Raw genomic sequence first — 15,661 nt, 5'->3', positions numbered from 1 at the left:
GGGGCTTGTTTATTTCAGGGCCTTGGCGATGAACGCAGAGATGTCTGAATGCATTTTTTCCATGTCCGGGCGGTTGGTGTACATCATGTGGCCGGACTCGTATTCCGCGAATTCGATGTTGCCGCGCAGCTCTTCCGGCAGCCGCATCTGGCGCACGCTCAGGAGCATGTTGTCAGGCGGTGTCACCAGATCTCTCCAGCCGGTGAGGGCCAGCACCTTGAGGTGAGGGTTCTGTTTGATCGCCTCGGCCAGCTGACCGCTCACGCTGGTGTAGCTGTTGCCCTTGCCGTGGTTCCAGTTGGGCTGCGGTGCTAGTACTTCATAGGGAAGGTCTTTTTCATAATGCAGCTCCTCGCGCAGGTAGGCGTTCATGGAGGCTGCGGCTATGCTGCCCACCACGCGCATAAAGGGCTCGATCTGCGGATGGATGTCTGACTCATCGCCGTCACGTCCGGTTACGCGGGCATCATAGGCTCCCAGCACCAGCTTTTCCTTCCGCAGCAGCATTTCACGGAAGACATCGCTGTCGATCCGCAGTTCCTGCTGCTCGATCAGCTTGGCCTCCAGTCCGGTAAGACGTACCAGTTTCTTCACCACGTTCTCACGTTCTGCCTGCGTCAGGTCATTCCCCTTCAGCAGGGCGGAGGCGTATTCGCCGAAGGCAAAGGCGCGTGATTCAGCCACGGCTTTTTTGAAGTCGGCCTGCAGGTCGGGGGGCAGCTTTTTGTGGTAATGCGCTGTAGCCGTCATGGCTGGCAGGCCTACGAGATAGGGCGTGTCGTTCAGCGGTCCGGAAATCAGCGTGGCGTAATCCAGCAGGCCTGAGACGATCACGATGCCGTTGAGGTACATGCGGTGCCGCTGCTGCAGATGCTGCGCCAGCCCGCCGCCACGGATGCCGCCGTAGCTTTCTCCAGCGATGAATTTGGGCGAACGCCAGCGTTCCTCCCGCGTGACCCACAGGCGCATGAACTCAGCCACGCTTGCGATGTCCTCCTGCACTCCGAGGAACTCCGGCAGGTTTTTGGGGTCTTCCGCTCGGCTGAAGCCGGTGTTCACCGGGTCGATGAAAACGAGGTCCGTCACATCCAGCAGCGAGAACTCGTTGTTCACCAGTCCGCCTGGTGGGCGCGGGGGCGTGAGCCCGTCGGCAGGCAGGTCCACACGCTTGGGCCCAAAGGCCCCGAGATGCAGCCATACCGAGCTGCTACCCGGGCCGCCATTGAAGCAGAAAGTCACCGGGCGTGCGCTCTTGTCCTTCACGTCCTTCATCGTATAGGCCGTGTAAAAGACCTGGGCTGAAGGCTTGCCATCCGGCTTCAGGATGGGCAGGGTGCCTGCCTTGGCCTGATAAACTATCTCCTTGCCGCCAATGGTCACTTTGCCTTCTGTGACCACCGGCTTGTCGCCATCGGGCTTCTTGTCCTCTTTCTTATCGTCCTTTTTGCCTTCCTTCTTTTCGGCGGGCGGAGATTCTGGCTTGTCTGGTTTGGCGTCTTCAGCGGCAAGAAAAACCGGCGTCGCGAGAGCCAGTACGGTCGTCAGCAGGGTTGGGCGGATGCGCATGGTGGCGGAGCATGACATGCAGGCTCCGTCTTGAGAATCAAAATTCTCGTCAAACCGCCGCCTGCTTGCAGGCCTTGATGGTGTTCGCCATCAGCATGGCGATGGTCATGGGGCCCACACCGCCCGGCACGGGAGTGATGGCGCGGCATTTGGGGGCTACTTCATCAAAGGCCACGTCGCCCACGAGCTTGTAGCCTTTCTCGCTCGCAGGATCGTCCACACGGTTGATGCCCACATCGATCACCACTGCCCCTTCCTTGACGTGCTCCGCCTTGATGAAATGGGGGCGGCCAATCGCTGCGATGATGATGTCCGCCGTGCGGGTGATGGCGGCCAGATCCTTGGTGCGGGAATGCGTCACGGTCACGGTGGCGTCTCCACCCTTGCCCTTGGCCATCAGCAGCAGGGCCATGGGTTTGCCCACGATCATGCTGCGGCCCACCACCACGGCATGCGCGCCGCTGGTTTCGATGCCGGCATCGATGAGCAGGCGCTGGCAGCCCAGCGGCGTGCAGGGCACAAAGCCGGTGGGATCTTCCAGTGCCAGCTTGGCCACGTTCACAGGGTGGAAGCCGTCCACGTCTTTTGCAGGATCAATGGCGCGCACGATGGCTGCTTCGTCGATGTGCTTCGGCGGCGGGCTTTGCACCAGGATGCCATGGATCGCAGGATCGTTGTTCAGCGCCTGCACATGCGCCAACAGCTCCTCCTGCGTGGTGGAGGCGGGCAGCTCGAGCTTGATCGAATGCAGTCCTAGGTCGCGGCACTTTTTGTCTTTGGAACGCACGTAGGCGCGTGAGGCGGGATCATCGCCCACGAGCACGACGGCCAGGCCCGGCTTGCGGCCTTGCGCGGCCAGCGCCGCTATGTCACGGCGGCATTCTTCGAGGACTTTTTCGGCGACGGTGGTTCCAGAGATGAGCTGCATCTTTTCAGGTGATGCAGACGCGGCGGGGAGTCAACCGCCGAGGCCAAAAACCCGAGCCTTGATTTTTCTGTAACCGGCCTCCGAGGACTGGCATTCGGCTCAGTGTGCGGCGCTCATGCCGCGCATCCATCCCCCATACCCATCACTACCTTGAGTCCACTTGGCGCACGCTTTTCGCTGAGCTGCCGTGTTGATTACTATATATGTCCCCTACTATCTGAACCTCCTAACCGTGACCGCTCCCGCCCAACCCCTGAGCCAATTGGACGACGACCTCGTTCTGGTTCAGGCGGCGCAGGCGGGCGATCTCGATGCCTTTGATCAAATCATCATGCGCCATCAGTCCACCGTGACCGCCATGCTCCATCGCTTCTCCACCAGCCGTGCCGATCTTGAGGACATGGTGCAGGAGACTTTTGTACGCGCCTGGCGTGCGCTGCCACAGTGGCGGCCTGACAGGCCCTTTCTGCACTGGCTCAAACGAATCGCTGCCAATGTCGGTCTCGAATTCTGCCGCAGGCATCAGCGTTCGCCTTTTTCGCGACTCGTGCAGCCCACGGAGGAAGGGCACCCGCTGGATCACATCGCCGGCCATGAAGGCACCTCACCTAGCGATGATCTCACTGGCGTGCAGTTTATCCTCTCCCATCTGCCGCCGGATGACCGCGCCCTGCTCACGCTGCTGCATTTGGAACAGCTTCCGCTGAATGAAATTGCTGCTCACTTTGGCTGGAGCAAGGTGAAGGCCAAGGTGAAAGCCTTCCGCGCACGGCAGCGACTTAAAACCATCCTCACACGTCATGGATACACCCTCGAATAATTCACGATCTTGGGATCACCTAACCCGGAGCGCCCGTTCTGCCGCCGTACCGGCGGAGGTAGATGTGCGCGCTTCTATCCGGGCCGGGATCCGTGCGCCACAGCCCCAGTTCGAAGCGACTTCTCTCCTAGATGATGTCCTGGATCTCTTTCGCTCCCGCTGGTTGCAGGCAGGTTTTGCCGCTTTGGCTCTATCGGCATTTCTTGCCTTTCATGACAGCCTGGAAGCGGTGAATGAAATGTCCTGGATCTGGCAGCTTCAGGGCCCCGTTCTCGCAGGCATTTGATTTTTTTATGAATCCTTCCCCCTCTCCCTCATCGCGCTGGAAGGCTGTGCTCCTTCTGCTGCTGGTATTCATTCTCGGTGCCGGCTGCGGTATTGGTGGCGGGTTGCTGGTGGTGCGCCGTGCTCTTCAGCATGCCATCGCTCATCCTAGCGAATCCCATGCGCCAGTGGACCGTCTCATGCACAAGGTTGAATCCGTGATGGTCGCTGAGCTGGCTCTCACGGAAACCGAACGTGCCGCCGTGCATGCTGAGCTGCAGCAGACTGCGACTGACTTCAAAGCGCTGCGTCTAGAAATGTGGCAGAAGGCAGGGGCCAATGTGGAGGGATCTCTGGACCGCATCTGCAAACACCTGCCTGCGGAAAAGCAGGCGCTCTTGAGAAAAAAAGCCGTCGAACGTCTTGGCCCCTGGGGGCTGCTCAGTGACGACAAATCCTGACGCGCCACGCTTCTGGGGCCAGTCATCCGGATGCGCGTGCGTGCACAGAAGAATCAGGCGGCCAGCAGCTTCTGCCTTCCGCCTTCGGCCAGCAGTCCGGCCAGTTCGGGCATGTAACGGGTGATCTCGTGCGCGAGCATCGAGAGCCGGGTTTCGGATTTCCAGCTGCCTTTCCGGCTGCGGTCCATGTCGGTCATTTCGACTTCAACAAGCGCGGAGAAGACGGCGGAGTCAGCCATAAGATCGTGTTGCAGTGTCATGATGAGAGGGAAGGTTGATCCGGCGTCAGAAGGACGAGTTGTCCATCCTTGAGAGTCCATTTGCGTCTGTCCAAAGCCCCCGAGTTCAACATGGCATCAATCCCATTGCTCAGAAGCATCCTCGCCGCCTCGGCGGGGCTGCTCCCAAACGTGCCCTTCAAGGTCATATCTTCGAGGTACTGCTTGATCTGCGGGGTAATCGCGATCGTCAGCGAGAGTGAATCGAAGGTGTTTGAGGGGCGGGCCATCCAGTAATAACCGGGTTATAATCCCATTTTAATTCCAACCGGGCCCAAAGGTCAAGGTTGGTTTGGGTTTATTTGGGGTTTTTACCCCATAAAAACCTCGAAATTATTTAAGTTATATTAAATAACTCGGGCTCGGCGATGGAAAATCACCTGATAGGGCGTTCAAAACCTCCCAATCACTCATGAAACGATACTTCACCGTTACACTCCCCGTGGCCCTTCTGGGCCTTGCTCTCTTCAATTTGCATGCCGAAACCAAGGGTGACGGCTGGCAGAACTGGTTTGCCGATGGCTCCCTTCAGGGTGGCCAGATCATCAGTGGCAAGGCCACTTATAAAGTGGAAAACGGCGTTCTCACCGGTACCACCACCGAAGGCAGCCCCAACACCTTCCTGGCCATCGGTCCCTTCAAAGACTTCGAACTCGAGTTTGAGGTCAATGTGGACGACGCTCTCAATTCCGGCGTACAGGTGCGCAGTCACATCGCGAAAGAGGGGGATCCCGTGCCCGAGGGGGCCAAAGGCAAGCTTCCTGCCGGACGCCTTTACGGACCGCAGTGCGAGATCGCCATCAACGGCACAGCCGGTGACTTTTATGATGAAGCACGCCGCGGCACGTGGTGGAGCATTCTGACGAAGACCGAAGCCGTTCGCACGGATGCCGCCAAGGCTGCCTTCAAGAAGGGCGAGTGGAACCACTACCGCATCGTGGTGAAGGGCGACCACTATCAGAGCTTCGTCAATGGAGTGGCCGCCGCCGACTTCACCCAGCCCAATGACCCCGAGGGCTACATCGGCTTTCAGGTGCATGGCATCAAGGCCGGTACCGGCCCCTACAGTGTGCGCTGGCGGAATGTGAAGTTCCGCGAGACGAAGTAAGCCCCCATCAGTAAAAACAGGCCGCCCGCTCCTGCGGCCGCCATCCAGCCGCGCCACCACGGTGTCTGCTGGATGGGAATGGGGCGGGAGCGGTCCCCCGCCAGCAGGAGCATCCACCGGGGTGGAGTCTCCGGGTGCGTCTCGTCCTGTGTCCAAAGCAGCACGTCGTGCAGCTTGCCCTTCTGCATTTCAAAAACGATTTCAGGCTCGATGCTGCGCCACTTCCATGAAGAGGTGATCAAGGTGTGGGCCTCTCCCTCAGTGCCAGAGGGCAGATAAGCGGCGGGGGCGTAATCTGCCCAGTTGTCGTGCTGCCAGATACGGGCTGTGCCCAAGGAATTCAGCAGTATCAGCTTGTCATGCTGTCGTAGGCGCACCGGATCCGCCAGCGCCTCCCGGGCTGCAGCCTCATCCATGATCAGGGGATTGCTGCCGTAGTCGGCGGTGATTTCGAGCAGCACCTCGGCATCCGGCAGCAGGGTCAGCTTGGCACTCAGAAATTCCGCGCCATGCCCCAAAGCACACAGGGGGGCCAAAAAGGCTCCCCCTGCGGCGAGAATGAGGATGGTTCGCGCAAGGCGCATCATTACTTCTTCACGTTCCACTTCAGCACCCGGCCCCACTTGTTCCACTCGGTTTCAAGGATGTTGCCATCGTTGTCAAAGGTGATGCCGTGCGGGCTGGTCACGATGCCCTGCTTCCAGTCCTGCGGAGGAATGCCGGGGGTGTTGGTCATCGCCGGGCTGGTGCCCAGGTCAGCCACACGCTTGTTGGCCTTGTCCCACACGCTCACATTGCCGGCGATCTCGGCCACGCACATCAGGTCGCCATGGAAGCTGGCGGAACTCGGGTTACGCATTTCCGTGGCGATCTCACCGATGAAATTTCCTGCGAGGTCGGTGTGCAGCATGCGCTTGTGGCCGCGGTCGCAGATCATCACGCGGGCGGGCTCAAAGCGGGTGTCGATGAAGATCTTGTGGGCGTTGGCCAAGGCGAGAGGCTTGTCTGGGCCACCAAAGACGCTCTTGAACTTGCCTTCGGCGCTAAACACGAAGATGAAGCTGCGGCCGTAGCCATCAACCACGTAGATGTCGCCATTGGGGGCCACATCGCAGTTGGTCAGCCTGAGGCCACCGGCGGCACCCACGCCCTTTTCCTTGGTGATTTTTTTCTCCGTGCCGTCTGCCAGCTTCAGAGTGATCTCCGTCTTGGAATCAGCGATCTTCACGCCGGATGCGATGGTTGTCTTCTTTTTAGGATCGGCCTCGTCGCTCTTGCTGACGGTGACGAAATCACGCTGCTCCGCCGGGAAGGCGCTGGTGGGGATCTCCATGACCACGGTGCCGTCCAGATTGCACTTGATGACCTTCTGCTCGCCCAGCACAGCGGCGTAGATGTGCTCGCCATCGGCCAGCTTGCGGATCACAAAGCCGTGCAGGGAAGGGGGCAGCGGCAGGGTTTTGATAAACTTGCCGTCCTTGCCATAGACCTGCAGACCTGCCAGGGCAGGGTCCTTGTCCTGTACGCTCACGTAGATCTTGCCAGTGGAGTCCACCGCGATCTCGCCGTGGCCGTCACCGATGGTCTCCTTGCCGGGAGGCGGGGTGATGAAGTTGGGGACGAACTCATAGGACACCTCGGCAGCGGCGGTGCCGGCCAGGGCCATGACGGACAGAAGGGAGAGGATGCGGTTGCTCATCAGGCCGATTCAAACGAAGCACGGCGGCGGGGTCAATCGTACAACAGCGATTTTGCTGGATGATCCTGTCATACGGCAGGAAACTTCAGGTCACACAGCGTGTTCCCATGCACTTTCCCATGAAAAAGGTTCTCTCCATTCTCCTTGGCGGCGCGGCTCTGGCCGGTTCCGTCGTCGGTCTGCGCGCCCAGGCCCAGCAGGCGGAATTCGATGAAAAGTTCAAGGCTTTCGACCAGAACGCGGACGGCATCATCAGCGGAGACGAGATGAACGGCGCCAGATACCTGCCCCAGCTGGACCTGAACAAGGATGGCAAGCTGACGCGCGAGGAGGCGCTGGAAGCCGTGCAGAAAATGCGCAAGCTCTCAGGCAACCCAACTCCTGCTATCGGAGATGAACCCACAGGTGTGCTCTTCAATCGGCTGGACAAAAACGGCGACGGCAAGCTGACCTCTGACGAGTTGCCAAACAAGAGATGGTTCAACGGTCTCGACACGGACAATGACGGCCATGTCAGCTTGGAAGAGGCGGAGAAAGTCATCGCCACCCTGCGCAAGCGCGGCAGTCCAGCGACTGGCAGCAGTCAGGCATCCAGCTCCCCGATCCAGCCTGCCTCTGAAGACCCGACATTCAAGGAAGCTCCCGAGCTGCTCAAAGGGGCGGAGCTTGGCGTTGGCCGCATGGTGGCAGACACCACCCTCAAGACTCTGGCAGGAGCCGAGCTCAAGCTCAGCAGCGCTGCCGGGAAAAACGGCCTCGTCATCGCTCTCTTCAGCGCCACCTGCCCGATCAGCGGCAAGCTGGCTCCCGAGACAGCCCGTCTGGAAAAAGAGCTGAAGGAAAAAGGCGTGGGCATGCTGCTGGTGAACGCACCTCCCGGGCAGAAATCTGAGGAGGCCGCCAAGTTCATCTCGGTTCACAAGCTGAACTCCCCGGCTGCAAGCGATGCCGATGGCAAACTCGCGCAGCAGCTTGCTGCCACCACCACCACGGAGGTCTTCCTCCTCGATGCTGCACGCACGCTGGTCTATCGTGGCGCGCTGAATGACCAGTATGGCCTTGGCTACACCAAAGATGCCCCGCAGCATCACTACCTGCGCGATGCCGTGGCGGCGATGCTGCGTGGCGAACCGGCAGATGTGGCGGCCACCAGCGCCCCCGGCTGCGCACTCGATCTGCCGCATGAAAAAGCCGTCGCCAGCACAGTGGCGACCTATCACCGCGACATTGCACGCATCATGCAGGCGAACTGTGTAGAGTGTCATCACAAGGGAGGTGTGGGCCCGTTTGCACTGGACTCCTATGAAGACGTGATCGAGCACGCCGGAATGATCCGCAAGCAGGTGGAGCGCGGAGCCATGCCGCCGTGGTTTGCCGCACCTCTGGAGGGCAAAGCCCACTCTCCTTGGGCCAATGACCGCTCTCTCTCCGAGCGCGACCGCACAGACCTCCTGGCTTGGCTGGCCTCAGACCGTCCCAAAGGAGATGTAGCCGATGCTCCGAAGGCCCGCGTGTTCCAGGGGGAATGGACGATTGGCAAGCCGGATGCCATCATCGCTGGCGCGCGGCCGGTTTCCGTCAAGGCCGAGGGCACCATGCCCTACCAGCATGTGACGGTGACCACGGATTTCCCCGAGGACCGCTGGGTGCGCGGCTATGAGATCCTGCCCACCGCCCGCGAGGTGGTGCACCACGTCATTGTCAGTGTGCATGAGAAAGGGCGCCGTGTGCGCGACGGCGGCGATGAAGGTGCCCAGGGCTACTGGGCTGCATATGTGCCTGGCAATACCAAGCAGATCTATCCCGAGGGCTTTGCGCGAAAGCTCTCCGCTGGAGCCACCGTGAGCTTCCAGATCCATTACACTCCCAATGGCAAGGCTGTGGAAGACACCATCCGCATGGGGCTGCTGTTTGCCAAAGAACCGCCCAAGTACGTCATCCACACCACCGGACTGCCCAATGCCCGGATTAGCATTCCGCCGGGAGAGGCTAATCATGTGGAAACAGCCTCGCGCAAACTGCCCACGGACATCAATGTGATGGCCTGGATGGCCCACCTGCACGTGAGGGGCAAGGCCTTCAAATTTGAAGTCACCCTCCCGGACGGCAAAACCGAGACACTTCTGGACATCCCCAAATACGACTTCAACTGGCAGCTGCGCTACGACTACGCCAAACCGCATTTCCTGCCGCGCGGCAGCACCATCAAAATCACCGCCGTGTATGACAACAGCACAGGCAATCCTGCCAACCCTGACCCAACCAAAACCGTGCGCTGGGGCCAGCAGACCTTTGACGAAATGATGATCGGCTACATGGAGCACTACACTCCTCTGCATCCGGAAGTGGCGGCCAAATAAAATGCCGCACCCATGTGAAGGTGCGGCATCCCAAGATCCTCGGTGCTTTGTTCCGTTATTTAAACTGCGCTGCCTCCCTCATGAACGCCTGATGAGCTTCTTTGCGCAGACGAACCATTTCAGGGATGAGCTTTTTCAAGTAGGCTGATCTCTCGGAGGATTCGAGTGCCTGCAACTGAGTGGCCGAGGCTGCTGCAACGGTGTTGTAGAATTCTGCAAAATAACCTGTCACACCTTGTTTGGCCATTCGGGCACCTGAGCCACCCATCCCTACGCCCAGTCTTTGATTCACTCTTGCCACAGCCGAGGCAATCGTTTGTCCAAGGCTGTATTTGCCGCCTTCCCTCAGCACCTTCTGGATATCGTAATCTCCTCGTGAGTTCAAACGGAGGTCGAATCCAGCGTAGTTTGATTTGGGACTGAGATAAGAGGCCGCAGCGAGAGAAAGTGTATCACGCTCAAAGGCGGTGAGTTCGGAGAGCGAGGTCGCAAGGGAGGAAAACAGCATTTTTCTCCACTTGGTCACTTTATCGGGTCGAAGGGCAAAACGGCGCACCCGCTCAAATTTGGTGCCATCGGTCCAGATATCCTGCTGACCTCCGATCAGATAAGATGACAGACCGATGACTTTTTTGCTTTCCTCCAGCACCACAGGGCCTCCGCTGTTGCCGGGCACGATCTCGCTGCTGATTTCGATTCTGTCGGCCCCTACGCCGACAACGATGCCTTCCAGTGCGGTGAAGACGTCGCCGCCAAGACTGTTGCCGTAGGCGACGACCTTGCTGCCCATGGAGACATTGGCGTTGAGTTCCGAAATTTCATAGGCCTTCTCATCGCCTTCGATCTTGATCGGTATGCGAGCCAGATCTTCAAGACCGTTTTCGTCCGAGGTGGAGGGCATGTCCGAGAGTTCCAGCTCACGAGGAATGGGAATATTGTGTCCCGATGCGGTTTGGATGCTGATAATTTTGGAGGTGAATGCTTTCTGTGTGCCACAGAGGACGTGCGCATTGGTGTAAATGTAGGTTGCTCCATCGACCTTGGCGATGAAGCCAGAACCATTGCTGTTGTTTGTCTTGATGAAAACGAGGCAGCTTGGCTCAAATGAAGTGACTACAGCTTGCTTCTCTGAGGCTGATGTGCCGTCGGTCATGGTGACGGCGGCGGCACGTGCGGGTGTTGAGGCTGCTTGAGGCGTGCCCTTGGCTGCGGCGGGCGGCGCGTCTGAGGTGGCTTGGGGCATGGTTGATGCTCCCGGTGCATATTTATCGAGCCACTCCTTTGGCAGGTAGCCGACAGGCACCACGGATATGCCATCGTCATGCGCGATTTTGACTCCCTGAGGAGTCACGGACATGACCTTGACGTTGGTGTAAACTTTTTTGCCGACCGTTCCCTGGACTTCAAGCTGTGGCGTGACCTCTTGCGCGGAGCAGATGGACAATATCAAGCTGGTTAATAGACCTAATGCCACCGAAGGCGGATGGTAAGCGCTGGGCATAGGCTTCATGAGTTTTTTCATGCGAATATTTCGTGGTTCTATCGCTAGAAATCTTATTTTGTATACCAGTTCAAGTATTAATTGGTGATTTATTCTGATGCGCCATTCAGTGATTTTTGCAGGAAATAGTGTGCCATTTGGGGATGCCCAGGATGGCTCATACGCGAACGTCTTTTGTTGATGCGGCATGTGGCGCGCATTCTTGACCAGTCCGCAGCTCAACTTTCTTGCCATTCAGCAATCCCACCCTAGCATCGCTCTGTGATTGCGATTGCAACGGCCAGCCAGAAAGGCGGCGTGGGGAAAACCACGTTGTGCATCAACCTCGCCTACTCTCTGGCGCGGCGCGGCTGGCGTGTGCTCCTGATCGACACTGACCCCCAGGGGGGCGTGGGTCTGTCTCTGGCCAAAAGCGCCAAGACGCGCGAAGGGTTTCATGAATTTCTCGTCCGTGGCGGTGATCTAGGCCAGATGGTGGTGCCAACCCGGCTGCCTGAGCTCGAGATCGTGCCTGCCGGACAGTACGACACCTGCGCCCGGCAGGGCTGGGTGGAGCACGAGGTGCCGGCCCGCCTGGCTGATCTGCTGCGCAGTGCGGAGCTGCGGGGCGTGGACGTGGTGCTGATGGATACTGCTGCCGGCATGAGCAGCACCACCGAGGCTGTGGTGAAGGCCTGCGACTTTGTGGTCCTGCCCCAGCAGGCAGAGCCGCTGGCCATCCGCAGCGTGCCGCATTTGCTGGAGACTTTGGCCCGATTCCGCGCCGAAGGGGCGGGGGTGCGTGTCGCAGGCATTTTGCTTACGATGGTGATGAGGGAAAACGAGATGAGCCTGAAAGTAGCCAGGGAACTGCGGGACATGCTGCCCGCCAACCTGATGTTTCAGCAGAGCATTCCGCGCCTTTCGTCATTCCTGGAGGCCAGCGCCCTGGGAGTGCCCGTGGCTCTGACCAAAAGGAATCCGCCGCCAGAGGCGCTCATTTTTGACCAGATCGCTGCAGAGCTGGAGCAGCGCACCGGACTGACACATGAACGCGAAAAGGAGCATGGCCATGCAAGTCTCATGGATTGATGCCGACCAGATCAAGGCCTTGGTGGCCCAGATCGAAATGCCTGCTCCGCGCCCTGAAGCCGCCCCCGAGGTGGTGGAACTCGATACCGTGCCTTCAGACAGTTCAGAAGCCTGGGGCTTTTTGGCAGAGCGGGAAGTTCCTCCTGCTAGCCACGCATTCTTGCCGCCGGCTCCCCCTGTTCCTGAAAAGTTCGTGGCCGCTCCGGTTGCACCTCCTGCCCCGGTGCAGTCTGATCCATTGAATGCATTCGTGTCGGATGCCGAGGACGAGCCGTTTGAAGAAAGTGGAATCGACCAGCCGCTGCAGAGCCCATCCTCGGCGCTGCCTCTCAGCCGCATTCGTGACAAGCTGCGCGCCATTCGCCAGCGGGCTGCAGATGCTGGCATTCTGACCCGCACCAACGGCGCGGCCCAGGCAGATGCCGTCCCTTTTGTCATGCCAAAACCGGAAGAGAGCCTGCCGCAGACGCCACGTGCCAAAGGAGCGGCTGCTTCCAGCGCTCCCGTCTCTGCCTCGGCGGCGCGTTCTGCTAAAATGGCATTCGAAATACCGCGTGGTCCGCGTGAAGTCCGCCTGGCAGCCTTTGCAGGATGGGCTCGGCAGGTCTTGCGCGAAGATGGCGGGGGGCAACTTCTGGTCATGCGTGATGACGGCGAGGTCCTCTGGGGCGGAGGCGAGGCAAAGTCCGGCCTGGCTCTCTCCACCATGATGGCCTGCGGTGCCGCCATCCGTGCCAGCGTGCTCTCCGCGCGCGAGACGCCTGCGGTGATCCATCAGCCTCTGGCTTCTGGCAACATCCTCACGGTGATTCCTTGTGAAACGACTGGCGGCATTGTTCATGCGGCGGTGGCAGCGCCTACGGGGCTCAGCCATGAGCAGGCACATCAGCTTCGCGGAGCCCTTTGCGCCGCCATGAACTGAGCAGGGACTCTTTGCAGTCGTTACTTCTTGAAGAGCACCACTTCGTTGATGCCCCAGTAGTTGCTGGCGGTTCCCAGCTGAGTGATTCGCACAAAGCGTGCTTTCTGTGGCGTCTTGAACACAATTTCAGTGACAGCCGATCCAAAGCCTTCGTCTGCCGCAGGAGTCCACTGGCTGCCGTTGGAGGAAACTTCGATGCGATGTTTGCGAATGTAGTCCTGGTTGCTGGCCTGGCTGTCCAGCGCCAGACCGGCGATGTTTTCCTCGGCGGGTAGCTCAATCGTGAACCATTCGCCGCCTTTCATCGCTGCGCCGGTGGACCAGCGCGTACCGGTGTTGTTGTCGGTGGCCTTTGAGCAGTCTTCCTTTTTCAGGCTGGCGTTCAGCTTCCACGAGCTGCGGGGTTCGATCATTGCCAGCTTGGTTCTCAGCCGGGTGTTCAGCGGCGGTGGTGCTGAAGGCACAAAGTAATAATCCCTCACGCGTCCATCTATGAGTTGAAGCTGGTCCGGCTTCAAGAGGACGGAGTAGAGAAAAAACTCCGCCAGATAACCGCAGAACTGATCCTGGGATCCCACATTGGCACCAGTGCTTTCATGGTCGCGACCAAACACCAGCTTGTTCAGCGGCTTGTAGGGGGCGGTGGACTTGTTGGATCCGGTGAATCCCTTGCCGTTGGAATCACGCACACGCAGCTCCACCATGCCTGAGTTTGTGCTCCAGGTGATCTGGGCCAGACAGGCGATCGTGCCGCTGACGTCCTTGGAGACGATTGTGGGGCTGCCTCCCTCGTGTTTCACTTCCATGACCACATTCTTTTTCTCGTCCACCAGCAGCGAGACGAGGCTGCCGTCTGCATTGCTCAGGGTGAAAACCCGCATGGGTAGCTTGCTGGCGTCTGCCTGGAAGGCGACCACCGCTGTCATTCCCTTTTCATTAGGAACGGAGACATTTTTGCTGCCAAAGGGCATGTTCGGCTCTTCGATTCCAGTATCGTCGAGCTCCAGGATGCAGGGCTTGCCATTCCGTGGATGGAAGTCGAGCACGACGCGGCCCGGCTTGGGGCTGCCGCCTGTGGCGGCTTCCGGCCAGTTCACACGCTTGGGCGCATAGTCGGGGCTGTCATCATAGCTGCGCAGGATGTTGTCGCCTCCACGTTCGGAGAGATCATGCCACTCGATGACCGGTTCGTTCGTGTTTGCCGGGGCCAGTTTGCCATCACCACCTTTGCGGTTGGTCAGGATGCCGGTGTTCCCCACATAAAACATGCAGATGCCCGCATCTACCGGCGGGAAGGGACGGTCCTGCGGGAGCTGGAACCTGACCTTGGGCGGATTGGCCGAGATGCCAACGGAGGAGAGTACCGATTTGCCGCCACCGGATGACGATTTGCCTTTGCCAAAAAAGAAGCAGCCGCCGATGCCTAGCAGGAGCACACCGCCGCCGATGATGGCTGCGTTTTTGACCAATCTGGCATTTTGCTGGAAAAAGGATCCGCCAGACGCACCTGCAGCCTGCTGGCCGTGGCGTAGCGCCGCGGTATGGCCGGAAGTGGGTCGGCGCGGAGCAGGGGTCAGATGTGTGGTGATGGAGGCCGCATCCGTCACGGGCTGGCCTGTTTCTCCATATTGCACTGCCTCTAACACCGGTTCGGCATAGACCACCGGCTGGGGCTGCATTTCGTACGGCTGCTGGTAGTAGCCGGTCAGGGGGACAGTGCCTGTGCCAGGAGGCATCCCGGGCGGGGGCATGTACACGGGAGGCGGCACATACATTCCCATCCACGGCCCGTAGGGCACCATGGTGGGCATCTTTTCCCAGGCGCGGAATTCTTCGATGGCCTGCTGAGCATTGGCGGGCCGGTCATCTGGCTTCTGCGCCATCAGGCGTGCACACCAGGCACCCAGCCACTGGGGTACATGCGGTGCTATCTGGTGCAGCGGCACCACCACGTGGTCGATGTGCTTGTCGATCACCTCGGCCATGGTGGCTCCGTCAAAGGCTTTTCTTCCGGAGAGCGCTTCGTAAAAGACGCACCCCAGCGAGTAGAGGTCGGTGCGTTCGTCCACTGGCTCGCGGGTCAGCTGCTCCGGAGCCATGTAGTAGATGGACCCCATCACGGTGCCTTCCTGGTCTTCCGTCTGCTTGCGGGCACGCAGGCCGGCGCGGGCCAGGCCAAAGTCGATGATTTTGGCCTGCAGGCGTCCGCCTGGCAGGCGCTCCACCTTGATATTCTCCGGCTTGATGTCCCGATGCAGAATGTGGTGCTGGTGTGCGGAGAGCAGGCCTTCGAGGGTCTGTGAGGCCAGCTCTTTAAAGTCATCGTAGGGCAGCGGGCCGCGGGCCACCACATCAGCGAGGTCTTCTCCCTGCAGCAGCTCCATCACCATGAAGAGCCCCTCGTCATCGCTCGCCACGTCAAAGATGGTCACGATGTTCGGATTGCGCAGCGAGGCCAGCGCGTCTGCCTCCCTTCGCAGCTCTGAGGCCACGTTTTTGTCTTGGTCTGCTTCGTTGGCGGTCAGCAGTCGTTTGACGGCGACCCAGCGTTTAAGCTGGCTGTCGTAAGCCCGGTAAACGGCTCCAACGCCGCCCATGCCGAGCTTTTCATAGATTTTGTATCGTTCCGCCATCCGGGGTTTGACGCTTAGAGAAATAGGACAGCCGAAAGCAAAGCCCATCT

14 protein-coding genes are annotated in these 15,661 nt (G+C 59.5%); 6 read left to right on the top strand and 8 right to left on the bottom strand.

The features are described 5' to 3' along the window. Nucleotides 1-9: 9 nt before the first annotated feature. Nucleotides 10-1,566 carry a S10 family peptidase gene (locus HNQ65_RS19095; protein WP_184341953.1) on the bottom strand — a complete coding sequence of 519 codons (1,557 nt, stop codon included), beginning with the start codon at nt 1,564-1,566 and terminating at the stop codon, nt 10-12. 49 nt (nt 1,567-1,615) lie between these two features. Continuing rightward, nucleotides 1,616-2,494 carry a bifunctional methylenetetrahydrofolate dehydrogenase/methenyltetrahydrofolate cyclohydrolase FolD gene (gene folD, locus HNQ65_RS19090; RefSeq protein ID WP_184341951.1) on the bottom strand — a complete coding sequence of 293 codons (879 nt, stop codon included), beginning with the start codon at nt 2,492-2,494 and terminating at the stop codon, nt 1,616-1,618. Between the two features lie 232 nt (nt 2,495-2,726). On the opposite strand from folD, the gene HNQ65_RS19085 reads away from it, so the two are divergent. Both HNQ65_RS19085 and HNQ65_RS19080 read left to right on the top strand, forming a co-directional pair. Further along, nucleotides 2,727-3,314, top strand: coding sequence for a sigma-70 family RNA polymerase sigma factor (locus HNQ65_RS19085; RefSeq protein ID WP_184341949.1), 588 nt, complete (start codon nt 2,727-2,729; stop codon nt 3,312-3,314). A gap of 293 nt (nt 3,315-3,607) precedes the next feature. Then, nucleotides 3,608-4,039, top strand: coding sequence for a hypothetical protein (locus HNQ65_RS19080; protein ID WP_184341947.1), 432 nt, complete (start codon nt 3,608-3,610; stop codon nt 4,037-4,039). A gap of 53 nt (nt 4,040-4,092) precedes the next feature. On the opposite strand, the gene HNQ65_RS19075 is transcribed toward HNQ65_RS19080, so the two are convergent. Continuing rightward, the gene (locus HNQ65_RS19075; protein ID WP_184341945.1) at nt 4,093-4,299 is read right to left on the bottom strand and encodes a hypothetical protein; all 207 of its coding nucleotides are present in this window, start codon (nt 4,297-4,299) and stop codon (nt 4,093-4,095) included. Further along, nucleotides 4,296-4,547 (bottom strand): hypothetical protein, encoded by a 252-nt coding sequence (locus HNQ65_RS19070; protein WP_184341943.1) that lies wholly within the window; start codon nt 4,545-4,547, stop codon nt 4,296-4,298. Before HNQ65_RS19070 ends, HNQ65_RS19075 begins: the two co-directional genes overlap by 4 nt. Before the next feature lie 182 nt (nt 4,548-4,729). Between HNQ65_RS19070 and HNQ65_RS19065 the strand changes: the two genes are divergently transcribed. Then, nucleotides 4,730-5,425: a 3-keto-disaccharide hydrolase gene (locus HNQ65_RS19065; RefSeq protein ID WP_184341941.1), complete on the top strand. Its 696-nt coding sequence runs from the start codon at nt 4,730-4,732 to the stop codon at nt 5,423-5,425. Here the strand turns inward: HNQ65_RS19065 and HNQ65_RS19060 are convergent. Both HNQ65_RS19060 and HNQ65_RS19055 read right to left on the bottom strand, forming a co-directional pair. After that, nucleotides 5,380-6,012: a hypothetical protein gene (locus HNQ65_RS19060; protein WP_184341939.1), complete on the bottom strand. Its 633-nt coding sequence runs from the start codon at nt 6,010-6,012 to the stop codon at nt 5,380-5,382. The two genes, HNQ65_RS19065 and HNQ65_RS19060, sit on opposite strands and share 46 nt — an antisense overlap. Beyond that, nucleotides 6,012-7,124: an NHL repeat-containing protein gene (locus HNQ65_RS19055; RefSeq protein WP_184341937.1), complete on the bottom strand. Its 1,113-nt coding sequence runs from the start codon at nt 7,122-7,124 to the stop codon at nt 6,012-6,014. The genes HNQ65_RS19060 and HNQ65_RS19055 overlap by 1 nt, the downstream gene beginning before the upstream one ends. Before the next feature lie 119 nt (nt 7,125-7,243). Between HNQ65_RS19055 and HNQ65_RS19050 the strand changes: the two genes are divergently transcribed. Further along, the gene (locus HNQ65_RS19050; RefSeq protein WP_246438428.1) at nt 7,244-9,484 is read left to right on the top strand and encodes a redoxin family protein; all 2,241 of its coding nucleotides are present in this window, start codon (nt 7,244-7,246) and stop codon (nt 9,482-9,484) included. A gap of 55 nt (nt 9,485-9,539) precedes the next feature. Here HNQ65_RS19050 and HNQ65_RS19045 read toward each other — a convergent pair whose 3' ends face one another. Then, nucleotides 9,540-11,006, bottom strand: coding sequence for a S1 family peptidase (locus HNQ65_RS19045; protein WP_184341933.1), 1,467 nt, complete (start codon nt 11,004-11,006; stop codon nt 9,540-9,542). 240 nt (nt 11,007-11,246) lie between these two features. Between HNQ65_RS19045 and HNQ65_RS19040 the strand changes: the two genes are divergently transcribed. Both HNQ65_RS19040 and HNQ65_RS19035 read left to right on the top strand, forming a co-directional pair. Then, a complete protein-coding gene (locus HNQ65_RS19040; protein ID WP_184341931.1) occupies nt 11,247-12,056 on the top strand; it encodes an AAA family ATPase in 810 nt (269 codons plus the stop codon). Continuing rightward, entirely contained in the window at nt 12,013-12,978 is a 966-nt protein-coding gene (locus HNQ65_RS19035; RefSeq protein WP_184341929.1) for a hypothetical protein, read from the top strand. The genes HNQ65_RS19040 and HNQ65_RS19035 overlap by 44 nt, the downstream gene beginning before the upstream one ends. Before the next feature lie 20 nt (nt 12,979-12,998). Here HNQ65_RS19035 and HNQ65_RS19030 read toward each other — a convergent pair whose 3' ends face one another. Continuing rightward, entirely contained in the window at nt 12,999-15,611 is a 2,613-nt protein-coding gene (locus tag HNQ65_RS19030; protein WP_184341927.1) for a protein kinase domain-containing protein, read from the bottom strand. Nucleotides 15,612-15,661 lie beyond the last annotated feature (50 nt).

The sequence above is a fragment of the Prosthecobacter vanneervenii genome (assembly GCF_014203095.1).
GTDB classification, from domain to species: domain Bacteria; phylum Verrucomicrobiota; class Verrucomicrobiia; order Verrucomicrobiales; family Verrucomicrobiaceae; genus Prosthecobacter; species Prosthecobacter vanneervenii.
This window is presented reverse-complemented; position numbering and strand designations above follow the sequence as displayed.